Genomic DNA, 19,545 nt, shown 5'->3' on the forward strand with positions numbered 1-19,545 from the left:
TGAAACAATTCAGCTTGGAGGCAAATGCGTCAGTTGGGCTGACCGCCAGCCTTCTGCTGCGCTTGAATTTGTTCCAGCCGCTGACGGTATAGTGCGGCAAAATCCACCGGATCAATCAGAAGGGGCGGAAAGCCGCCATCACGAGTGGCCGAGGCCACGATCTGGCGTGCGAATGGGAACAGCAGGCGCGGACACTCGATCATGATAAGCGGATGCAGATGTTCTTTCGGAACATTGGCCAGCCGGAATATGCCGCTATAGGCCAGTTCAACATTGAACAGCACATCATCTTCATGAGTAGCTTTTGAATCGAGTTTCAGATCAACTTCAAAATCGGTTTCAGACAATGGCGTGGCATTGACGTTGACGTTGATCGAAATATTGGGGCCACCCTCACGCGGACGCAATGAGTCAGGCGCCTTGGGATTTTCGAAGGAAAAATCCTTGATATATTGGGCGACGATATTGATTTGCGGTGGTTTTGCAGCACCGTCACCATTCTGCGGCGTGGCGGCCTGATCGGATGAGGAAGTATCGCTCATGGTAAGTCCTGTCTGTCAATCAAGATTTGGTGGTGGCTGGCTAGCATGAGCTTAGCGCGGAAACAACCATTCACCTGCTTTTAAACCTGGCAATCGCCCCCAACCGGAATTGAACCGGGCAGGAAACGATCTAGCGCCTGGAATCGTCTTCCGGCCCGCCTACCCACGGACTGTCAGGATCGTTGCGTCTGAATTCCTTTGCGTCCAGTTCCACTACGCTTTCGCCAGCTTGTGACGGACCGCCGGGCGCATTGGAATTTTGCCGGGTGGCCGAACCGCTGGATGCTGCCGCACCGACCAGCTGGATTCTGGATTTCAGAAACCGCCACACTGTTTCCTGAACCGGCGGAACAAACAGTAAAAACCCGAGCGTGTCGGTGACAAATCCGGGCGTCAGCAGCAAAATGCCGGCCACAACCAGCATCGCGCCGCGCACCAGTTCCTTTGCCGGCAGACGTTTCGCCGCAAGGTCAGTGCGAATGCGGCGCAACAGCGAGATGCCCTGCCAGCGCAACAGGAACGATCCGATCACGGCAGTCACGACTACCAGGGCCAGTGTCGCCCAAACGCCGATTTCGCCGCCAATGACAACAAAGGCGGTAATTTCCAGAAGCGGTACGATAAGCAGGGCAAAAGGTATCAGTGAAAAGCGCATAAATGTGTCTCCGTAGTCCCGCAGATAGGTGGTTTAACCGGAAAAACGAGAATTTTCAGCAGTTTTTTTGTCAAAGATATGCCAAAAAACGATTGCAGAGCTTTCAACACTTGCGCGGATCAGCCCTAGCGCTATCTTTAAAACAGGACTAAGAAAGCGCAGATGAGCGCCCGCGTCGCAAGCGGGCTTTGGTTAAGTGAAGGTGTGAGCAAAACATTCATGCAGTTTTTCGATTTCTATACTCTGATCTTCGTTGCCATAGCGGTGTTTTTCTTTCTCCGCCTGCGTGGCGTTCTGGGAAAGCGGACCGGTCAGGAGCGGCGTCCCTATGATCCTTACGCTGACAAGCCGAAAACCGGTCAGAAATCTTCGAATGACAATGTCATCAATCTTCCAAAACGAAGTGACGGGCAGGACGACACTCAGAAGCAGATCGACGAAGAGGTCGATCCCAAGACTGTTGCCCTCAACAAGCTGATCGCTCCTGTTCTGGCCGTCGATCCCGATTTTGATCCCAAAGAGTTTGTAGCTGGCGCGCGGGTTGCTTACGAAATGATTGTCACAGCCTATGCCGCCGGTAACCGCACCCAATTGAAACCGTTGTTGTCTTCAGAGGTCTATGACGGATTTGAAGAGGCGATTGCCGAACGCGAAAGCCGTTCTGAAGCCGTTGATTTTACATTTGTCGGAATTGAAAAAGCCAGAATTGTAGGTGCCGAAGGCGACGAGACCGAATTGCGCCTCACGATCCGGTTTGTCAGCGAGTTGATTTCTGCAACGCGTAATCAGGCTGGTGATGTGATTGATGGCAGTTCCAGCAAAGTCACCGAAGTAACCGATATCTGGACTTTTGCCCGCGATCCGCGCGAGCGCGATCCGAACTGGCGGCTGGTTGCAACTGAAGCCGCCGACTGAGTTTTGCAGACGGCCGGGGCAGATATGGTGCATGCGGCCTTTCAACCTCTGAACTTCAGCGATCTGCCGGAGTGGGCGGGTGAGCAGCATCTGGCCGCCTTCAACTGTTTTTTGCGCAGCGCCGCAATTTTTACCGGTGATCTGGGTCCAAAGACCAGACGCTGCGGTGTGGACGGGGCGGCATTAGGTAAAATCTTTGCCACGGCGCGTGCGTCGGCCGACAGCATTCAGGATGACTTGGCGGCAAGGCGCTTTTTCGAAAGCCATTTTGTTCCGGTTGCTGTTGCGGACGGGACGACGCCGGCGATGCAATATCCCGGCCTGCTGACCGCCTATTACGAGCCGGAGGTGGAGGGCTCGCTGACGCCCTCGCAAGCATTTCCCGTGCCCTTGCTGCGGCGGCCGCCGGATCTGGTGGAAGTCAAGTCCATGGCTGCGGCGGCGGACGGACCTTCAACCCTGCCGTCCGACTGGCCGCCGGATTTGCGGTTTGGCCGCATCGGCACACAGGGCCTGGTGCCGTATTATGATCGCGGTGAAATCGAAGGATTTGAAGGGGCTGATGGTGCCCTGGCGGACCGGGGCCTGGAACTGGTCTGGCTGGCCGACCGGGTCGAAGCCTTCTTTATTCACATACAGGGCTCGGCCAGCATCCGCCTGCAACAGGGCGGCACGATGCGGGTCAGTTATGACGGCAAATCCGGTCATGCCTATACCGCGATTGGAAAAGTGCTGAAGGATTCGGGCCTGCTGCCATCCGGCGGGATCACCATGCAGACCATCAAAGCCTGGCTGCGAGCGCATCCGGACCGGCAATCCGACATTCTGCACAGCAACCGGTCCTTCATTTTCTTTCGGAAGGAAACGGATTTGCTGCCGGAACTGGGTCCCCGGGCTGCAGCCGGTGTGCAATTGACACAGGGCCGCTCTCTTGCGGTCGACCGCCTGCTGCATACATTTCATACGCCTGTTTTCGTGCACTACCGGAAAGATGACCGCGATCACGCCCGCCTGATGATTGCGCAGGATACCGGTTCGGCCATTGTCGGCGCGCATCGTGGAGATTTCTTCTGCGGAAGCGGCGATCAGGCGGCAGACCATGCGGGCGGGTTTGCCGCGCCGTGCAGCTTTACCGTGCTGCTGCCGCGGCTTCAGCTGGGTGCATCCGCATGAGACGCCGCAGATCCCGCGATCTGTCGCCGGAAGAGCGCCGTCTCTGGAACCGGGTCACGGAGAGCGTGCATCCGGCGCGGCCGAAAATCATGTCAGACCCGGAGCCTGCTGAAACGGGTCCGCAGACTTCCATCGAAAGTCAGCATCATGTCAGGTCCTCAAGCAGCCGCGTTGCCATGCCGGCCTATTATCCGCCGGTATCTACTCCCAAGCGGCCGCAAGCTTTGTTGCTGGCCCCGTTGGACAGCAAAAGCAGGCGGCGCCTGAAACGCGGACAGAATACGCTGGATGCAACGCTTGACCTGCATGGACTTACCCAGGCAGCGGCGCATAATCGTCTCATCGGGTTTCTGCATCAGGCTCAGGCCGGCGGCGCCCGCTATGTGCTGGTCATTACCGGGAAAGGCAAAGCTGTGAATGCTGATACCGGTGAGCGCGGAATATTGCGCCGGATGGTCCCTATCTGGCTGTCCGGTCCGGAACTGGCGGCGCTGGTCGCTGGCTATGATGAGGCCGCGACCCCCCATGGCGGTACCGGCGCATTATATGTCAGACTGCGGCGCAAGAGGCCCGGATTGCAAGAAATATGACACCATTTGGACAAAAATTACGGGAATTGCGCTCCCAAAAGGAAGTGACGCTGAAACATATGGCAGATGAGCTTGGCGTTTCATCAGCCTATCTCTCGGCACTGGAACACGGTCATCGCGGCACTCCGGGGTGGTTGATGCTGCAACGGATCATCGCCTATTTCAATTTGATCTGGGACGATGCGGAAGATCTGGTGGTACTGGCCCGCATGTCCGACCCGCGGGTAATTGTCGACACGTCCGGGCTCGACCCGGAGGCGACCCGGCTGGCCAATCTGATGTCCTCGGGAATTGCGGAACTCTCCCCGCAGGCTTTGGTGCGCCTGACGCAAGTGCTGCAGAAGGAATTGGATGACGCCGCCCCCAAATCGGAGTGAGTGCCGGGGGTTCGAACAGCAGCCGGAGTTGGGAAGACGCCATGCTTGATGGTCAAATGCGAAAACTGATTGATCCGCCACTGAACCGGATCGGAGTCTGGCTCGCGTCAAAACATGTCAGCGCCAACGGCGTGACCCTGACTGGGTTTGCCATTGGATTGCTGGCAGCTCTGGCAATCGCATTGCAGTTTTATCTGGCGGGGCTTGTATTGTTGCTGCTGAGCCGGGTCGCAGACGGACTGGATGGTGCCGTTGCCCGCGCCAGCGCGCCGAGCGATCTGGGTGGATTTCTGGACATTACCCTGGATTTCTTTTTCTACGGCGCAATTCCGCTGGCTTTTGCAATTGCCGATCCTGAAGCAAATGCTCTGGCAGCTGCAGTCCTTCTTGCCGGGTTCTATGCCACTGGTTCCAGTTTTCTGGCTTTTGCCGTGATGGCGGAACGGCGCCACATCACCACCACGGCGCAGGGCATCAAATCTCTGTATTATATCGCCGGATTGGCGGAAGGCACGGAAACCATTGCAGTATTTGTCGCGTTCTGTCTGTTTCCGGACTGGTTCTCCTGGATCGCATACGGTTTTGCCGCCATCTGCTTCGTGACCGCGGTAAATCGTGTGGTCATCGGCTGGATAACCCTGAAGCCGGGCGCGGGCTCTGATCCCGACAATTGATGGCACAACGGTTTTGCAGACGCGCAACCAGGAATAATGAGTATTGCAGGGCAACAAGGCAGAAAACAAAGCTTGATGCGCTACGGAAAGTGAGCAAAACCAGTCACGTGCACGTTTACCATTTGCATATTAAATGAAAAAAAATCATATAACCCATGATTATTTATCGTTATTCGAATAGATAAATTCTTGATAGACAGCGCTCTACTTGAACTCGAGGGGGTTGGATATGAGTGTTGGTATTAAATTTCTGATGTCTGCTTTTCTTGTCGCCGGACTTCTTGGCGGCTGTGTCAGCAGCCCCGGTCTGGGCGACACCATCGCTGCACGGGGTGCGGCGGCGCGCGAAGTTGCCGAAGACTATAAGCGCGGCGAAAAACTGGTCGCGCTCGGCGAGAAGAACGTCAGCCGCGGCGAAACCCTGATCGATAAGGGCCAGGACCAGATCCGCGACGGAAAGCAGTTGCTGGCTACGGCCAAGCAGGATTTTTGCACCGACGTGCGCAATGACGATCCGGCCTGCCAATAATTCCAGCTTCACTTTTCGCGGTCGCAAGATCGAACTTTGTGCTGCTTTCGGGCTGGCACATTTCCTGACGGGGCACGCGCTCCATAGAGTAAGGATCATCCCAATGAACTACATCAGAATTATCGTGGCTTCAATCCTGTCCGCTTCTGTCATGGCACCACTTTCCGCAAACGCTGCGCCAAAGGGCGACCAGCTTGGCGTCCTTGAATGCACTGTTGATGGCGGCATCGGGCTGCTTGTCGGTTCCAGCAAGAAAGTCAATTGCACTTTTGCCCAATCGAATGGCGCAGTGGACGCCTATTCCGGCAAGATCAGCAAGCTCGGCCTTGATCTGGGTGTCACCGGCAAATCCTACATCAAGTGGGTTGTGTTCACACCGGCAGGCACGGAATTGGCGGACCATCCGCTGTCCGGCCGTTATGTCGGTGTATCGACCGGGGCAACCCTGGGCATTGGTCTTGGCGCCAATGCACTGGTCGGCGGCAATGACAAGCAGATCGGCCTGCAGCCGCTCAGTGTAGAAGGTCAGACCGGGCTGAATGTCGCTTTGGCGGTCTCGACGCTGACACTCAATGCGGAAAAATAGGGTCAGATCCTGATCCTTCTCAATCCTTGCAGGAGGCAGCCATGTCAACGATACCGGGGGGACGCGCACGCACGCCCATGATTGTTGCGCTTTCGTTGACAGCCTTCTGCAACTCCAGCCCGGTGTTCGCACAAGACAGCATTCATGCTGCAACAAAAACCGGGAACGGGTTCGGGCTGGGTGCCGGCGGCGTCGCGGCACCCAGCTTCGAAGGGCGCATCACTTGACTGACACGGAACTGGTGCGGGGTGTGAGATGATGATCGACACAAATACCGATACGCGGACATTCAAGGCTCAATTGCAGACCGCCAACATGATTTTGCCGACCTATGGCCGGGCTGAAATTGATTTTGTCATCAGCGATGGCCTTGGCGCATCCGTGATCTGGGTCAAAGATACCTTCCTCTATGATTTTCACGGCTCGCCCTCGCTCAGCTTCATGCTGGCAAGTTCCCAGGATGGCAGGCGCTACACGGCGCGCATTTCCGACCGGATATCACTTGGAGATTCAGAGCAGACTGAGATCTTGCTGTATCAGACCGAGATGCGGATCATCTGCGGCGGCGTTTCACGCAGCCTGCCGATGATGCTCTGCGAAAGCCGCATTCTGGACGCCCCCGCTGTTCTGACCGCAGCACATTATATGCAGTTTATTCTTCAGTAGACGTGCCATCGATCCCGGTGCCTTCGATAATATCGATCAGGCGCGGCACCATGCTGGATTCCAGGCCTGCCCCTTCCAGCATTTCGTGCTGGTCGTCATCCACCCGGCTGGCGACGCGGCGCAATATTCTCAATGCCCTCTCGACCAACTCGGTATCTGAATCGGTGTTCCATACTGCATAGATCGGGAACGGAAAAACCGGCGCATCGTTCACCAGATGCAACGTCCCCTCTTCGACCTCCTCTTCGATGAAGCGGGCCGGGAAATAGGCCGCCCGGTTGTGTTCAATCACATAACGTGCCGACAAGGTGCCGAGCGACAGGGTCACATGGGAGGCGCGAAATTCGGGAAAATGGGTTTTATGGGCTTGGGCAAATTCCGGGCCCCAATCGATGAAAATATAAGATGCGTCCAGTTGGCGCGGGTAATCCGGCGCGGACGCCGCCAGCACCAGCGTATCTTCCATCAGCACTTCGACCGACAGGCCGGGGCGCAATTGCGGCGTGTACATCACCGCCACATCGACCAGACCGTCCAGCATCATGCGCAGCAACCGGTCCGGCATGCCCATTTCAGCCCGCAAAGCAACGTCCGGCATGAAGCGCTCAAGCAGACGCAGCCAGCGCATCGTGAATTTCGGCCACAGACTGTACTGGCTGCCGATGGTAAGGGAGGACTGAAATGTGTCGGGAACACCGACTTGATATCTGGCTTCTTCCCAGACTTTCATCATCGAGCGGGCAAACCGCTCAAATTGCTCGCCTGCCGGTGTCATCTGGGTGCCGGATTTGGTGCGCAGGAACAAAGTCCTGCCCAGTTCCTTTTCCAGCCGTTTCACTCGCACGCTGACAGTGGATTGCGTGACATTCAGACGTTTGGCGGCATTGAAGAAACTGCCTGATGTGGCGATTTCCAGAAACGTGCGGGCAAGAACGATATCCATCAAGCCAGACTACAGACTTATCTTCGGACAGGCTACATGTACCACCTGCCACTCTCGTAGCAGAGGTCAGGCGGACAAAGCCTGGTCCAGATCCTCTTTCAAATCCTCAACATCTTCCAGACCGACGGAAAAACGCAGCAGGCCAGGTGCAATGCCAAGCTCGACCTTGTCTTCATCGGACAGGCGCTGATGAGTGGTGGTCGCAGGATGGGTGATCAGGCTCTTGGCATCGCCCAAATTGTTGGACAGGCGGATCAGGCTGAGCGCGTTGGCAAAGCGGAAGGCTGCCTGTTTGCCGCCCTTCACTTCAAATGCAATCATGGTGCCGCCCTGTTCCATCTGCCTGCAGGCAACCTCGTAATGTGGATGGTCGGAGCGTCCCGGATAGAGCAATGTTTCAATCGCAGCGTGATCGGCCAGAAAATCAGCCAGCGCTACTGCGGTTCTGGTTTGCTCGGCAACACGCAGCTGAAGGGTTTCCAGGCCTTTCAGCAATGTCCAGGCGTTGAACGGGCTAAGGCTCGGACCGGTATGTTTCAGGAAGGGGGCAAGCTTGTCTTCCACCCAGTCTTCATCAGACAGCACGACACCGCCCAGACAGCGGCCCTGGCCGTCAATATGCTTGGTTGCCGAATAGGCGACCACATCTGCGCCCAGTGCCAGCGGCTTTTGCCACAGCGGCGTTGCAAACACATTATCCACCACCAGCCGCGCCCCGCCCTGATGGGCAATATCGGCAATCGCGGGAATATCCAGAACATCAAGACGCGGATTGGTCGGACTTTCCAGAAACAGGGTTTTGGTGTTGGGGCGCATCGCCGCCTGCCAGGCCGACAGATCCGTCCCGTCAACAAGTGTGGATTCAATACCGTAGCGCGGCAGGATTTCATCCACAATATACAGGCAAGAACCAAACAGCGCCTTGGCGGCCACCACATGATCTCCGGCCTGCAGATCGCACACAATCGCGGCGTAAACAGCTGCCATGCCACTTGCCGTCGCCCGGGCGCCGCTGGCGCCTTCAAGTATCTTCATGCGCTCTTCGAACATTTTCACTGTCGGATTGGCGTAGCGCGAATAGACAAAGCCGGGATCGCTGCCATCAAAGCGGGCTTCCGCCGCTTCGGCACTGTCATAGACATAGCCCTGGGTCAGGAAAATCGCTTCCGAGGTTTCGCCAAACTGGGAGCGCATGGTGCCGCCATGAACCATCTGGGTGGCAGGGCGGTAGTGGCGGGATCGATCTTTACGCATTGCTGGCTCCATCAAAAAACCAAAAAAAAACCCGTTCCGACGCTGGTGTGGTCGGAGCGGGCTACACGCTTTCCGACCTTTTAGCGCCTTGTTTAACGTGGCGGCAAGCCGGTCGGCTCAAATGACCACGAAGCGCAGCAATAGCCGCCTTGCTGCTTGGCGTCAATCCTGCAATCGGTTAAGGAAGGCACGACACAGGTGTAACAGGATGGCGTTGTGACAATTGAGCCGGGTGAACAGGTCGCAGGTATACTGCCGGACCGCATGATCAAAAAACTGTTCACCTCCGGTGAAATCAGTGCCGCAACCGAGCCGGTTGAAGGCCAGATTCAGCCGGCCAGCCTTGATCTGCGCTTGGGAAAATCCGCCTTTCGCATTCGTGCCAGTTTTCTGCCGGGACCGGATTTGTCGGTTGCCGACAAGCTGGCGCGCTATCAGCTGCACGAGATTGATCTCAGCCAGGGCGCCGTGCTGGAAACAGGCTGTGTCTATCTTGTGCCGCTGCAGGAGCAACTCAACCTGCCCGCAGGGCTGTCCGCATCCGCCAATCCCAAAAGCTCGACCGGCCGGCTTGACATCTTTACCCGGGTGATCGTCGACAGGGCACGGGAATTCGATCAGATCCCGGCGGGATACAGCGGTCCGCTCTATCTGGAAATCAGCCCCAGAACTTTTCCGATTGTGGTGCGACCCGGTTCGCGCCTGTCGCAGATCCGCTTTCGCAGCGGCCATCCGCAACTCAGCGACAGCGAACTTGTCGCGCTCCACGAGGAAACACCTCTGGTGATCGGCAGCGAGCCGCATATCGCTGGCGGACTGGCCTTTTCGATCGATCTTGAGGGTACAGGCGAGGGTGCTCCCATCGGCTATCGCGGCAAGCCGCATTCGGCTGTTGTCGATGTCGACAAGCCGGACGCTTACGAAGTGCTGGATTTCTGGGAACCGATTTTTCCGCGCGGTGCTGCCGAGCTGATTCTTGATCCCGATCAGTTCTACATCCTGGTATCGCGTGAGGCGGTTCAGGTGCCGCCGGATTATGCCGCTGAAATGGTGCCGTTTGATCCCCTGGTGGGAGAGTTCCGCGTGCATTACGCAGGATTCTTCGATCCCGGTTTCGGCCATACCAAAGATGATGCTGGCAATCTTCTGGGCAGCCGCGCCGTTCTGGAAGTGCGCAGCCACGAAGTGCCGTTTATTCTGGAACACGGCCAGACCATTGGCCGGCTTGTCTATGAACCGATGCTCAGCCGCCCGGAGGCGTTATACGGCGTGGACATGAAGTCAAACTATCAGGGCCAGGGCCTGAAACTGTCGAAACATTTCAGGTCTTAGAGCGCAATTCGCCGCGCAGTTTTGCAAGTTCGGCACGGACATTCTTCAATTCCGCCAGCACCGTCAGTTGGTCTTGACGCGTATGCGTGTCCGCGCCTTCTTCCTCCAGCAGCGCGGCCTCATGCTCCTGCTGCATTGCTCCCACAATGATCCCGATCAGCAGATTTATGACCATGAAACTGGAGAACAGAATGAACACGACGAAGAAAACCCAGGCATAAGGGAATTCTTCCATCACCGGCCGCACAATACCCATCGACCAGCTTTCCAGGGTCATGATCTGGAACAGTGAATAGGCGGAGCCGCCGATCGTGCCGAACCACTGCGGAAAGCTGTCGCCATAAAGTTTGGTGGCAATCACTGAAGCCACATAAAATACCAGCATCAGCAGCATCAGCACGGACCCCATGCCGGGCAGGGCCGAGACCATTGCGCCGACGACCCGCCGCAAGGATGGCAACAGACTGATCAAACGCAGCACCCGCAGGATGCGAAGCGCCCGCAAGACGGACAGCGCTCCGCTTGACGGCACCAGGGCAACGGTAACGATCACCAGATCGAATATCCGCCATCCGTCGCGAAAAAACGCTCTGCGATAGGCCACCATTCGGCCGATCAGTTCGACAGTAAAAATGCCAAGCAGAAGTCTGTCTGCCAGCAACAGGGCAGGTCCGGCAATCTGCATCGCCGTCTGGCTGGTTTCCAGGCCAAGCGTTATTGCATTCACAATAACCAGCGCGGCAACCGCATATTCCGTTGTCTTGTTTTCATAGAAATTACGCAGGGTCTGGTCGATCATAAATGCCACATACTGGAAACGGGATGCCGCAGACCGAATGGTCGGGCAAACCCGATGTGGCGATTATTTTGCCTTGAACAACAGCACCGCCGGCATTTTTCGCATCGTTTGCAAACTCTGCTTGCCAACGGCTTTGGGAAAATGGATTTTCGATTTGAAATATGTCATGCAGTTCCCTTGGAAATATCATCGCCAGAAAAGCGGGTTTTGCATGTCGCGATCTGAAGCCATGGTCGCCGGGCGCTATGTTCCGGGCTGGTCTGCATTAATCACTGTTCAGGCCGCCTTGTTTGCCGCGGCTCTATGGCTGCTGGCACCGGCAGCAGGCCTGGCCCAGGATGGCGAAAAAACTGCTACAGAGGAAGCGTCCCAGGCCGCCACGCTCGGACCTGTGCCCAATTATTGGGACTTCAAGACGGTTGGCGACAGACCCTCCGCGGAAGATATCGGCTCGGTGCGCTTTCTGATGACCGACGACTTTCCGCCTTTCAGCTATCGTGCAAGGGACGGACAGCTGGCAGGGTTCCATGTCGATTTTGCCCGTGTGCTGTGTGAAGAGTTGAAGATTTCCTGCCAGATACTCGTGCGTCCCTATGCGGATCTGGTCGCCACACTGAGCGATGGCAAGGGCGATGCCATTGTCTCGGGCCTCTCAATTCCTGCAGCCTTGGGGGAGGGGCTGCTGCTGTCGGAGACCTATCTCACGACGCCGGGGCGATTTGCTGCGCAACAGGGCAATGAAACATCGCCGGCAGTGAATGAGATGGCTGGCCGCAGTATCAGTTATGTGACCGGCACCGCTCATGAAGCCTTTCTGAACGGCTTTTTTTCAAACGCGGATCTGCGCCCCTACGACACCCTGTTTGCCGCGCGCCGCGCTTTGCGGGACGGCGAGGTGGATTTCACCTTCGGCGATGGTCTGTCCCTGTCTCTTTGGCTCAATGGCGAGCAGTCAAAGGACTGTTGTCACTTTGTCGGCGGTCCCTATCTGGAGCCACGGTTTTTCGGTGCCGGTTTCGCCATGGCGTTTCTGCCGGCCCGTCCTGAATTGAAGCAGGGGTTCGATTACGCCATTCGCGAGAGCTTCAAGACCGGAAAATTCGCCGAATTATATCTGCGCTATTTTCCGGTCAGTTTTTTCTGAGAAACGGCAGCCACAGGCTCCAGGTCAGGCGAACCGGCTCACCATTCTGATAATCCTTCAGACCGATTGTCATGCCTTCATGTCCATCCTCCGGCTGGGCTCTATAAGTGTGGAATATGCGGTCCCAGATGGAAAAATTGAAGCCGTAATTGCTGTCGATCTCGCGGCGGTGGATGGAATGGTGAACCCGGTGCATGTCAGGGGTGACAATCGCTTTGCGCAACAATCCGTCAAACCATCCCGGAAGTTTGACGTTGCTGTGATTGAACATGGCAGCACCATTGAGAACCACTTCAAACAGGAAGATCGCCAGTGCAGGCGCGCCCAGAAGGATAATCAGCACGGCCTTGATCACCATGCTCAGCACAATTTCCACCGGATGAAAGCGGATTGCTGTCGTCACATCAAAATCGGGATCGGAATGATGAACCTTGTGGAACCGCCACAGTACGGGCACTTTGTGAAAGACCAGATGTTGTGCCCAGATCGCCATATCCATGAACATGAACACCAGCACGCCGAACAGCCACAGCGGCGGGGCCACGCCCTGCGCCACCGCCCAGGGATAGAGCCCGATATTATTCTCGTCCGCCCACACCGCAATGCCGACAGCGGCAGCTGGAAACAGCACCCGGATAATCAGCGAATCCAGGACAACAATGGAAAAATTGGTGAACCATCGACTTCCGCGGCCATGAAGCAGGTGACGCCGCGGCGCGACAATTTCGAATATTGCCATGGCCGCAAAAATTCCGAGGAATACGGCCAGCCTGACAAGGCCTTCTGAAAAGCTGAATGGTGAGTCCATGAAATTGCGCAACCCGATTTTGAGACTATTTTCCTTGTATAGGATGTTTTGAACGCCAATGCAGATCAAAGCGACGTGATTGCATCTGCCGTGGACGGTCCTTGACCTGGTCCCGTCGGGTTCCTACCTTGGAGACATGAAATTGAGGCGCGAATCGAGTGTTTCGAGGCGCTGAACTGGAGAAACGAAGAGATGCCAACTCAAGCAGTTACAGATGCAGATTTTGACGTTTCGGTTTTAGAAGCCGATACACCTGTTGTGGTGGATTTTTGGGCGGAATGGTGTGGTCCCTGCAAGATGATTGCCCCGGCCCTTGAAGAGATTTCCGAATCGGTTGGCGACAAGGTGAAGATCGTCAAACTCAACATTGACGAGAACCAGAACACGGCCATCAAATATGGTGTGCGCTCGATTCCCACACTGATCATGTTCAAAAATGGTGAGCCGGTCGATATGAAAGTCGGAGCTGCTCCCAAGAGTGATCTCGACAAGTGGATTTCCGGCGCGGTCTGAAGGTCTTCTGAGGGTCTTCTGAAGGTCTGGAGAATATGTTTCAAAGCGCTTTTGCGTATTGAAAAAGCAGCCCCGGAAGCATGAACTGACCCCCGAATGTTGGACACCAACTTCGGGGGTTTTCTATTCCGGCAGCGTGCCGTTGGCCTTCAACACTTCGCCAGCCAGATACAGCGATCCGCAAATCAACACGCGCGGGCTGGTGTCATACTGCCAGTTTTGCGACAGCGCAGTCAGCGCCGCTTCGACAGAAGCTGCGGGTTCCGCACTCAGCCCGGCGGCGATCGCAAGATGCGCCAGTTCATCAGCGTCTCTGGAGGCGTCTGCGCCCGGAATAGTCACCGTAAAGACATGTCGTGCCAAGCTTTCAAAAGGCTCAAAGAAGCCGATCGGATCCTTGGTATTGAGCATTCCGGCAATCAGGAACAGTGGGCGTTCAACCCGTTCTTCCAGCGCCGCCATGGCACTGGCAACGACAGCACCTGCACCTGGATTATGGCCGCCATCGAGCCAGATTTCCGTTTCCGGATCGGTGAATTTTGTCATCCCACCGTCCTGAAGACGTTGCAGCCGTGCCGGCCAGACAGCGTGGCTCAGACCGGTCTCGCGTGCCTTTGCTGCGGGCATCATGCCAGCGGTCTCAAGGGTGGCGATGGCCATCGCCGCATTGCCTATCTGATGCTGACCAACGAGATTGGGCATTGGCAGGTCGAGAACCTGACTGTCGGTCTGATAGATCATCCGGCCATGCTCTGCATAGGCATCGAAATCCTGCCCCAGCAACCGCATCGGCGCACCGATGCGCCCGGCAACTTCGGCAATGACTGACATCACTTCAGGCACCTGCCGGGCGATGACGGCCGGCACGCCAGGTTTCAGTATCCCGGCCTTCTCATATGCAATTTTGGCCAGTGAATCCCCGAGAAAGCTTTCATGATCCATGGAGATCGGGGTGATCACGGACGCCCGCGGAGTGTCCACCACATTGGTGGCATCAAGCCGGCCACCCAGGCCGACTTCCAGCAGCAGCACATCGGCCTTGTGTTCGGCAAACAGTTTGAAGGCAATGGCTGTGGTGATTTCAAATTGAGTAATTTCGGCGCCGCCATTGATGCGCTCGACTTCCAGCATGGTCGAAATCAGTGTGGCATCATCGACCAGCCGCCCAGCCCCCGGCTGACCCAGCCGGATACGCTCGTGAAACCGCACCAGATGTGGCGAGGTGTAGACATGGACCTGTTTTCCATCGGCTTCGAGCAGGCTGCGCATGAACGCTGTGGTCGAGCCTTTGCCGTTGGTTCCGGCAATATGAATGGTAGGCGGCAAGCGGCGTTCCGGATGGCCGAGTTTTTCCAGAAGCGCTTCCAGACGGCCAAGCGAAAGATCCATCAGGCGCGGGTGCAGCCGTGTCAGCCGCTCTAAAATGGCAGTGCTATGGTCCATCGGATTACTTCAATTGCTGCAAACGGTTGGCGTGCGATCCGCTGTGCGGATCAATTATCGCTGACAAATACACAGAGCCGGTGACAAGGCCGCAAAAATCAGCCGCCATCTCATGGCTTATGCAAGTCTGATTGCAGATTTTTCTGCTGGCCATTTCATCACCTGTAGACAGATCGCACGCCGGTGGACTGGTGCGAAATTACGATGCCTTGCCTGTGGCTTTTTCGGACACTTGCGCGGAATTGCCAGCCGGTTTCAAGTCGCTGTCGACCGGTTCCAGCTCGATGACTTCCAGATATTCATCTGCTGTCTCTTGTTTCGCTTTTGATGGTTTAGGCGCATCTGATTCCAGCAGATTTGTTGTCATCGCCACGGCCGGTTGCTTCATCAGAAGCCGGCATAAATTGGCCAGAGTGTCCCGCATTTTGTGGCGATGAACCACCATATCGACCATGCCGTGCTCAAGCAGATATTCAGAACGCTGGAAACCTTCCGGCAGTTTCTCGCGGATGGTCTGCTCAATCACGCGTTGCCCGGCAAACCCGATCAGCGCACCAGGTTCGGCAATATGAACGTCGCCCAGCATCGCGTAAGAGGCCGTGACGCCGCCGGTTGTCGGATTGGTCAGAACCACCAGATAGGGCAGACCCGCTTCCCGGTGCTGCTGCAGCGCCACTGTCGTGCGTGGCAATTGCATCAGCGAGAGAATGCCTTCCTGCATCCTTGCACCGCCAGAGGCCGCGAACAGAATGAAGGGAACGCCGGCAGCCGTTGCCGCCTGAAAGCCGGTGATAATAGCTTCGCCGGCGGCCATGCCCAGCGAGCCGCCCATGAAATTGAAGTCCTGCACCGCGGCAATGACGATGTTTTCCTCAAGCCTGCCCTTGCCGATCAAGATCGCGTCTTCATATCCGGTTTTGGCTCTCGCATCCTTCAGCCGGTCTGTATAGCGCCGTTCATCACGGAATTTCAGCGGGTCAACAGGCGCGGTCGGCAGCGCCAGTTTTTCAAAGGACCCGTAATCAAACAATTTCGTCAGCCGCCGCTCAGCGCTCATCCGCATGTGAAAGCCGGAATTCGGAATTACGAAATCATTGGCCTCTAGATCGCGATGAAATACCATTTCACCGGATTCCGGACACTTGATCCAGAGGTTTTCCGGAACTTCCCGCTTGTTGCTCCACAGATTCTGGATTTTGGGACGGACAACACTGTTAATCCAATTCATAGGCTTTCCTTGCTCGAAAGTTATAAAGCGAGCTGCGCTGGTGAGGTTTGATGTCCAATGTGGTTAGTTTAAGTGAGTTCTGCAAGGCGGGACTTGCGAACGCCTGCGGCGAGTTCACGCACCAGAGCCGCGACGGCTTCTGCCGGATCACCCTGCGGCCCATCCCCGCCGGCCAGTGATTTGGCCACAGCATCGACGATTGCACTGCCAACCACTACGCCATCTGCAGCCTGGCCGAACACCCGTGCCTGTTCTGCCGTCTTGACACCAAAGCCGACACAGACCGGCAGATCGGTGTGGGCCTTGATCCGCGCAACCGCATCAGCAACCGGGCCGGTGCTGGCGATAGCCGAACCGGTGATGCCGGTCATCGAGACATAATAGACAAAGCCGGAAGTGTTGCTCAGTACTTTCGGCAGACGTTTGTCATTTGTCGTGGGCGTCGCAAGACGGATGAAATTCAATCCGGCCTGCATCGCCGGAAGACACAGTTCCTCATCCATTTCCGGGGGAAGGTCGACCACAATCAGACCATCGATTCCGGCCTTTTTGGCATCTTTGAGGAAGCGCTCCACACCGTAGATGTAAATCGGATTGTAATAGCCCATCATCACAATCGGCGTGGTGTCGTCGTCTTCGCGGAACGCGCGCGCCATCTGCAGGGTGCGGGCCAGTGTCTGACCGCTCTTCAGGGCGCGCTGACCGGCCAGCTGGATGGTCGGGCCATCGGCCATCGGGTCGGAAAACGGCATGCCAAGTTCGATCACGTCGCTTCCCGCCTTCGGCAATGTCTTCATGATGCGCAGCGAGGTTTCATAATCCGGATCACCGCCCATGAAATAGGTCACCAGTGCCGGACGGCCTTCCGCTTTCAGAGCCTGAAATCTGCGGTCAATGCGTGTGGTCATGATGACAGCTCCACCCCGATGAGGTTGCTGACGGTGTTGACGTCCTTGTCACCGCGTCCGCACAGATTCATCACAATGATCTTGTCCTTGTCCATGTCCGGGGCGCGTTTCATAACCTCGGCAAGAGCGTGGCTTGGTTCCAGCGCCGGAATGATACCTTCCAGTCGGGTCAGCAGTTGAAATGCGTCGAGGGCCTCATTGTCCATGATCGGAACATACTCAACCCGCCCGCTTTCTTTCAGCCAGGAATGTTCCGGCCCGATTCCTGGATAATCCAGTCCAGCCGAAATCGAATGTCCATCCTTGATCTGACCGTCTTCATTTTGCAGCAGATAGGTCCGGTTGCCATGCAGCACGCCTGGGCGTCCGGCCGTCAGCGAAGCGCAGTGTTCATCGCCATCCAGACCTTTGCCGCCGGCTTCAACACCGACCATCTGAACGTCCGCGTCATCGAGGAACGGGTGAAACAGGCCAATTGCGTTGGAGCCGCCCCCAACTGCTGCCACCAGCATATCCGGCAGGCGGCCTTCCGCCGCCAGCATCTGCTCCCTGGTTTCTGTGCCGATGACGGATTGAAAGTCCCGTACCATTTCAGGGTAGGGATGCGGACCCGCAGCCGTGCCGATCAGATAATAAGTATCGTCCACATTGGTCACCCAGTCACGCAGGGCTTCATTCATGGCATCTTTCAGCGTGCCGTGGCCTGAGCTGACGGGATGAACTTTGGCACCCAGGAGTTTCATGCGGAACACATTGGGTGCCTGACGTTCAACATCGGTTGCGCCCATATAGACTTCACAGGGATAGCCAAAACGCGCCGCCACCGTGGCCGTGGCGACACCATGCTGCCCGGCGCCGGTTTCCGCAATAATCCGGGTTTTCCCCATGCGCTTTGCCAGTAGAATCTGACCAAGGCAATTGTTGATCTTGTGAGAACCGGTATGGTTCAGTTCATCGCGCTTGAAATAAATTTTCGCACCGCCGAGATGCTCAGTCAGCCGTTCGGCAAAATACAGCGGCGAGGGACGCCCGGTATAATGCGTGTTGAGGTGCTGCAATTCGGCAAGAAACTCCGGATCTACTTTTGCTTCCGCCCATTTTTCCTGCAGCTCCAATATCAGCGGCATCAGCGTTTCAGCGACGAATTGACCGCCGAAAATGCCGAACATGCCCTGGTCATCAGGACCGTTGCGCAGGGAATTGGGATTAGGATGCTGGGTCATGCAGATACTCTTTTCGGGAGCTTGTTGATGGTGCCGCGGCCTTGGCGCGTTGCAGAAAGGTCTCGATCAGCCCTTTATCTTTGATCCCCGGCGAAGTTTCAACGCCAGATGACACATCAATGCCGGAAATAACAGGATGACGCTGCGACAGCTCCACAGCACTGGCAACATTGTCGGGGTTCAGACCGCCAGACAGCATGACCGGCAGGCCACCACAAATCCGTGCCGTCAGCGCATCCAGAATACTCCAGTCGAAGGTCAGTCCGTTGCCACCTGGCAACACGCTGTTCTGTGGTGGCTTTGCATCAATCAGCAGCCTGTCCGCCACGCTTGCATAGGGTTTCAGTCCGTCGAAATCCGCCACCTCACGAACGCCGAACGCTTTCATGACCTCAACGCCATGTGTCAGCTTGATCTCCGCAACCCTGCTGGCAGGTTCGGTGCCGTGCAACTGCACAATATCAGGCTGGACCCGCGCGACTATGGCGGCCAGCTCAACATCGTCCGGGTTGACCGTCAGCGCTACGATCTGAACCTGTCTGTGGCTGTTCTGGCGTGCAGACGCGGCCAGTTTCTCGGCCTGGGCAAGACTTACATTGCGCGGGCTTTTCGCAAAGAACACAAGGCCGACCATCGATGCGCCGCCCGCCATTGCGGCGGCAATGTCGGCCTGTGTTGAAAGGCCGCAAATCTTGATGTCAAAGGCAGGTTCTGTCGTCATATCCATCAACCAGTGTGAGAAATAGCCGTACCGGCAGCCTTGTGCTGCGGGCCGGTCCATCACAGGTCAGTTCAGCGGGTTCAATTCAAATCGGCCGGCAGCCAGCTTGCGTTATGTTTTTGCGACTGGCAGCAGCGGATGATTGGTCTCTTGTTCCGGCGCCATTTCCCGTGCTTTTTTCTCGGCCTCCTCAGCGCGTTTTTGCTGAAGGCTGGCCTGGTGTTCATTGGCGCGCGCCTTGCGCCGCCATTTTCCCTGGGCAAACCAGGATCCAAAACCACCCAGCAAGACGCCGAGCAGAAGAAAGCCGAACAACAGCAGATACAGCGGCACTGAATAGCTCAGCACTGCAAGATCGGTCCCGGCAGCGGCATCGGGAAACGGATTGAGAGAGACAGTCACCGCGCGCCTGTTGGCAATCGACAGCACCACGACAATGATACCGAGCGGTATCAGAATAAGATATTTGATAAACCGCATCATCGGTTGCACACCTGTCTATACCAGTGTTCAGGACCAGAA

24 protein-coding genes and 1 riboswitch are annotated in these 19,545 nt (G+C 56.4%); of the genes, 12 read left to right on the forward strand and 12 right to left on the reverse strand.

Annotated elements, in window-relative coordinates; all coding sequences use genetic code 11:
* Nucleotides 1–29: 29 nt before the first annotated feature.
* Both secB and RAL88_RS13555 read right to left on the reverse strand, forming a co-directional pair.
* The gene (secB, locus tag RAL88_RS13550; RefSeq protein ID WP_306264179.1) at nt 30–542 is read right to left on the reverse strand and encodes a protein-export chaperone SecB; all 513 of its coding nucleotides are present in this window, start codon (nt 540–542) and stop codon (nt 30–32) included.
* A gap of 130 nt (nt 543–672) precedes the next feature.
* Nucleotides 673–1,197, reverse strand: coding sequence for an FxsA family protein (locus RAL88_RS13555; RefSeq protein WP_306264181.1), 525 nt, complete (start codon nt 1,195–1,197; stop codon nt 673–675).
* A 219-nt stretch (nt 1,198–1,416) separates the two neighbouring features.
* Here RAL88_RS13555 and RAL88_RS13560 point away from each other — a divergent pair, with 219 nt between their 5' ends.
* The 9 genes from RAL88_RS13560 to RAL88_RS13600 all read left to right on the forward strand — a co-directional run bounded on the left by RAL88_RS13560 (nt 1,417) and on the right by RAL88_RS13600 (nt 6,707).
* Nucleotides 1,417–2,112, forward strand: a complete 696-nt coding sequence (locus RAL88_RS13560; protein ID WP_306269688.1) for a Tim44/TimA family putative adaptor protein — start codon at nt 1,417–1,419, stop codon at nt 2,110–2,112.
* Between the two features lie 24 nt (nt 2,113–2,136).
* Nucleotides 2,137–3,285, forward strand: a complete 1,149-nt coding sequence (locus RAL88_RS13565) for a murein transglycosylase A (protein WP_306264183.1) — start codon at nt 2,137–2,139, stop codon at nt 3,283–3,285.
* Nucleotides 3,282–3,875, forward strand: a complete 594-nt coding sequence (locus RAL88_RS13570; RefSeq protein ID WP_306264186.1) for a Smr/MutS family protein — start codon at nt 3,282–3,284, stop codon at nt 3,873–3,875. The genes RAL88_RS13565 and RAL88_RS13570 overlap by 4 nt, the downstream gene beginning before the upstream one ends.
* A complete protein-coding gene (locus RAL88_RS13575) occupies nt 3,872–4,252 on the forward strand; it encodes a helix-turn-helix domain-containing protein (RefSeq protein WP_306264188.1) in 381 nt (126 codons plus the stop codon). Before RAL88_RS13570 ends, RAL88_RS13575 begins: the two co-directional genes overlap by 4 nt.
* Nucleotides 4,253–4,293: 41 nt before the next feature.
* Nucleotides 4,294–4,926: a CDP-alcohol phosphatidyltransferase family protein gene (locus RAL88_RS13580; RefSeq protein WP_306264190.1), complete on the forward strand. Its 633-nt coding sequence runs from the start codon at nt 4,294–4,296 to the stop codon at nt 4,924–4,926.
* Nucleotides 4,927–5,155: 229 nt separating this feature from the next.
* Entirely contained in the window at nt 5,156–5,455 is a 300-nt protein-coding gene (locus RAL88_RS13585; RefSeq protein ID WP_306264192.1) for a hypothetical protein, read from the forward strand.
* A gap of 103 nt (nt 5,456–5,558) precedes the next feature.
* Nucleotides 5,559–6,041: a DUF992 domain-containing protein gene (locus RAL88_RS13590; protein WP_306264194.1), complete on the forward strand. Its 483-nt coding sequence runs from the start codon at nt 5,559–5,561 to the stop codon at nt 6,039–6,041.
* A 41-nt stretch (nt 6,042–6,082) separates the two neighbouring features.
* Nucleotides 6,083–6,268: a hypothetical protein gene (locus RAL88_RS13595; protein ID WP_306264196.1), complete on the forward strand. Its 186-nt coding sequence runs from the start codon at nt 6,083–6,085 to the stop codon at nt 6,266–6,268.
* Between the two features lie 31 nt (nt 6,269–6,299).
* Nucleotides 6,300–6,707: a hypothetical protein gene (locus RAL88_RS13600; protein WP_306264198.1), complete on the forward strand. Its 408-nt coding sequence runs from the start codon at nt 6,300–6,302 to the stop codon at nt 6,705–6,707.
* Here RAL88_RS13600 and RAL88_RS13605 read toward each other — a convergent pair.
* Nucleotides 6,694–7,650 (reverse strand): LysR family transcriptional regulator, encoded by a 957-nt coding sequence (locus tag RAL88_RS13605; RefSeq protein WP_306264199.1) that lies wholly within the window; start codon nt 7,648–7,650, stop codon nt 6,694–6,696. The two genes, RAL88_RS13600 and RAL88_RS13605, sit on opposite strands and share 14 nt — an antisense overlap.
* 66 nt (nt 7,651–7,716) lie before the next feature.
* A complete protein-coding gene (locus RAL88_RS13610; protein ID WP_306264201.1) occupies nt 7,717–8,904 on the reverse strand; it encodes an O-succinylhomoserine sulfhydrylase in 1,188 nt (395 codons plus the stop codon).
* A gap of 60 nt (nt 8,905–8,964) precedes the next feature.
* Nucleotides 8,965–9,043: riboswitch (SAM riboswitch) on the reverse strand.
* A 77-nt stretch (nt 9,044–9,120) separates the two neighbouring features.
* Between RAL88_RS13610 and RAL88_RS13615 the strand changes: the two genes are divergently transcribed.
* Nucleotides 9,121–10,236, forward strand: coding sequence for a 2'-deoxycytidine 5'-triphosphate deaminase (locus RAL88_RS13615; protein ID WP_371932099.1), 1,116 nt, complete (start codon nt 9,121–9,123; stop codon nt 10,234–10,236).
* Here RAL88_RS13615 and RAL88_RS13620 read toward each other — a convergent pair.
* On the reverse strand, nt 10,226–11,035 hold the full coding sequence (locus RAL88_RS13620) for an ion transporter (RefSeq protein ID WP_306264202.1): 810 nt from the start codon (nt 11,033–11,035) through the stop codon (nt 10,226–10,228). The genes RAL88_RS13615 and RAL88_RS13620 overlap by 11 nt on opposite strands.
* Nucleotides 11,036–11,246: 211 nt before the next feature.
* Here RAL88_RS13620 and RAL88_RS13625 point away from each other — a divergent pair, with 211 nt between their 5' ends.
* Nucleotides 11,247–12,179 carry a transporter substrate-binding domain-containing protein gene (locus RAL88_RS13625; protein WP_306264204.1) on the forward strand — a complete coding sequence of 311 codons (933 nt, stop codon included), beginning with the start codon at nt 11,247–11,249 and terminating at the stop codon, nt 12,177–12,179.
* Here the strand turns inward: RAL88_RS13625 and RAL88_RS13630 are convergent.
* Entirely contained in the window at nt 12,166–12,918 is a 753-nt protein-coding gene (locus RAL88_RS13630) for a sterol desaturase family protein (protein ID WP_306264206.1), read from the reverse strand. The two genes, RAL88_RS13625 and RAL88_RS13630, sit on opposite strands and share 14 nt — an antisense overlap.
* A gap of 261 nt (nt 12,919–13,179) precedes the next feature.
* Here RAL88_RS13630 and trxA point away from each other — a divergent pair, with 261 nt between their 5' ends.
* Nucleotides 13,180–13,500, forward strand: a complete 321-nt coding sequence (gene trxA, locus RAL88_RS13635) for a thioredoxin (RefSeq protein ID WP_306264208.1) — start codon at nt 13,180–13,182, stop codon at nt 13,498–13,500.
* A gap of 123 nt (nt 13,501–13,623) precedes the next feature.
* Here the strand turns inward: trxA and RAL88_RS13640 are convergent, their stop codons facing one another.
* From RAL88_RS13640 to RAL88_RS13665, 6 genes are all read right to left on the reverse strand, one after another.
* A complete protein-coding gene (locus RAL88_RS13640; protein WP_306264210.1) occupies nt 13,624–14,943 on the reverse strand; it encodes a folylpolyglutamate synthase/dihydrofolate synthase family protein in 1,320 nt (439 codons plus the stop codon).
* A gap of 199 nt (nt 14,944–15,142) precedes the next feature.
* Nucleotides 15,143–16,171: an acetyl-CoA carboxylase, carboxyltransferase subunit beta gene (gene accD, locus RAL88_RS13645; protein ID WP_306264212.1), complete on the reverse strand. Its 1,029-nt coding sequence runs from the start codon at nt 16,169–16,171 to the stop codon at nt 15,143–15,145.
* Nucleotides 16,172–16,239: 68 nt separating this feature from the next.
* Nucleotides 16,240–17,079, reverse strand: a complete 840-nt coding sequence (gene trpA, locus RAL88_RS13650; protein WP_306264214.1) for a tryptophan synthase subunit alpha — start codon at nt 17,077–17,079, stop codon at nt 16,240–16,242.
* Nucleotides 17,076–18,302 carry a tryptophan synthase subunit beta gene (gene trpB, locus RAL88_RS13655; protein ID WP_306264216.1) on the reverse strand — a complete coding sequence of 409 codons (1,227 nt, stop codon included), beginning with the start codon at nt 18,300–18,302 and terminating at the stop codon, nt 17,076–17,078. Before trpB ends, trpA begins: the two co-directional genes overlap by 4 nt.
* A complete protein-coding gene (locus RAL88_RS13660; protein WP_306264218.1) occupies nt 18,286–19,023 on the reverse strand; it encodes a phosphoribosylanthranilate isomerase in 738 nt (245 codons plus the stop codon). The genes trpB and RAL88_RS13660 overlap by 17 nt, the downstream gene beginning before the upstream one ends.
* 111 nt (nt 19,024–19,134) lie before the next feature.
* Nucleotides 19,135–19,506, reverse strand: coding sequence for a lipopolysaccharide assembly protein LapA domain-containing protein (locus RAL88_RS13665; RefSeq protein WP_306264220.1), 372 nt, complete (start codon nt 19,504–19,506; stop codon nt 19,135–19,137).
* Nucleotides 19,507–19,545: the final 39 nt, after the last annotated feature.

It is taken from the genome of Pararhizobium sp. IMCC3301, from assembly GCF_030758315.1.
Taxonomy (GTDB): domain Bacteria; phylum Pseudomonadota; class Alphaproteobacteria; order Rhizobiales.

What these genes read in the sequence shown, in the direction of transcription:
- secB (WP_306264179.1), bottom strand. Translation starts at nt 542, where the DNA reads ATGAGCGATACTTCCTCATCCGATCAGGCCGCCACGCCGCAGAATGGT.
- RAL88_RS13620 (WP_306264202.1), bottom strand. Translation starts at nt 11,035, where the DNA reads ATGATCGACCAGACCCTGCGTAATTTCTATGAAAACAAGACAACGGAA.
- RAL88_RS13595 (WP_306264196.1), top strand. Translation starts at nt 6,083, where the DNA reads ATGTCAACGATACCGGGGGGACGCGCACGCACGCCCATGATTGTTGCG.
- RAL88_RS13575 (WP_306264188.1), top strand. Translation starts at nt 3,872, where the DNA reads ATGACACCATTTGGACAAAAATTACGGGAATTGCGCTCCCAAAAGGAA.
- trpA (WP_306264214.1), bottom strand. Translation starts at nt 17,079, where the DNA reads ATGACCACACGCATTGACCGCAGATTTCAGGCTCTGAAAGCGGAAGGC.
- RAL88_RS13660 (WP_306264218.1), bottom strand. Translation starts at nt 19,023, where the DNA reads ATGACGACAGAACCTGCCTTTGACATCAAGATTTGCGGCCTTTCAACA.
- RAL88_RS13590 (WP_306264194.1), top strand. Translation starts at nt 5,559, where the DNA reads ATGAACTACATCAGAATTATCGTGGCTTCAATCCTGTCCGCTTCTGTC.
- RAL88_RS13600 (WP_306264198.1), top strand. Translation starts at nt 6,300, where the DNA reads ATGATCGACACAAATACCGATACGCGGACATTCAAGGCTCAATTGCAG.
- RAL88_RS13580 (WP_306264190.1), top strand. Translation starts at nt 4,294, where the DNA reads ATGCTTGATGGTCAAATGCGAAAACTGATTGATCCGCCACTGAACCGG.
- RAL88_RS13585 (WP_306264192.1), top strand. Translation starts at nt 5,156, where the DNA reads ATGAGTGTTGGTATTAAATTTCTGATGTCTGCTTTTCTTGTCGCCGGA.
- trpB (WP_306264216.1), bottom strand. Translation starts at nt 18,302, where the DNA reads ATGACCCAGCATCCTAATCCCAATTCCCTGCGCAACGGTCCTGATGAC.
- RAL88_RS13640 (WP_306264210.1), bottom strand. Translation starts at nt 14,943, where the DNA reads ATGGACCATAGCACTGCCATTTTAGAGCGGCTGACACGGCTGCACCCG.
- RAL88_RS13610 (WP_306264201.1), bottom strand. Translation starts at nt 8,904, where the DNA reads ATGCGTAAAGATCGATCCCGCCACTACCGCCCTGCCACCCAGATGGTT.
- RAL88_RS13555 (WP_306264181.1), bottom strand. Translation starts at nt 1,197, where the DNA reads ATGCGCTTTTCACTGATACCTTTTGCCCTGCTTATCGTACCGCTTCTG.
- accD (WP_306264212.1), bottom strand. Translation starts at nt 16,171, where the DNA reads ATGAATTGGATTAACAGTGTTGTCCGTCCCAAAATCCAGAATCTGTGG.
- RAL88_RS13605 (WP_306264199.1), bottom strand. Translation starts at nt 7,650, where the DNA reads ATGGATATCGTTCTTGCCCGCACGTTTCTGGAAATCGCCACATCAGGC.
- RAL88_RS13570 (WP_306264186.1), top strand. Translation starts at nt 3,282, where the DNA reads ATGAGACGCCGCAGATCCCGCGATCTGTCGCCGGAAGAGCGCCGTCTC.
- RAL88_RS13565 (WP_306264183.1), top strand. Translation starts at nt 2,137, where the DNA reads ATGGTGCATGCGGCCTTTCAACCTCTGAACTTCAGCGATCTGCCGGAG.
- RAL88_RS13625 (WP_306264204.1), top strand. Translation starts at nt 11,247, where the DNA reads ATGTCGCGATCTGAAGCCATGGTCGCCGGGCGCTATGTTCCGGGCTGG.
- RAL88_RS13630 (WP_306264206.1), bottom strand. Translation starts at nt 12,918, where the DNA reads ATGGCAATATTCGAAATTGTCGCGCCGCGGCGTCACCTGCTTCATGGC.
- RAL88_RS13665 (WP_306264220.1), bottom strand. Translation starts at nt 19,506, where the DNA reads ATGATGCGGTTTATCAAATATCTTATTCTGATACCGCTCGGTATCATT.
- RAL88_RS13560 (WP_306269688.1), top strand. Translation starts at nt 1,417, where the DNA reads ATGCAGTTTTTCGATTTCTATACTCTGATCTTCGTTGCCATAGCGGTG.
- trxA (WP_306264208.1), top strand. Translation starts at nt 13,180, where the DNA reads ATGCCAACTCAAGCAGTTACAGATGCAGATTTTGACGTTTCGGTTTTA.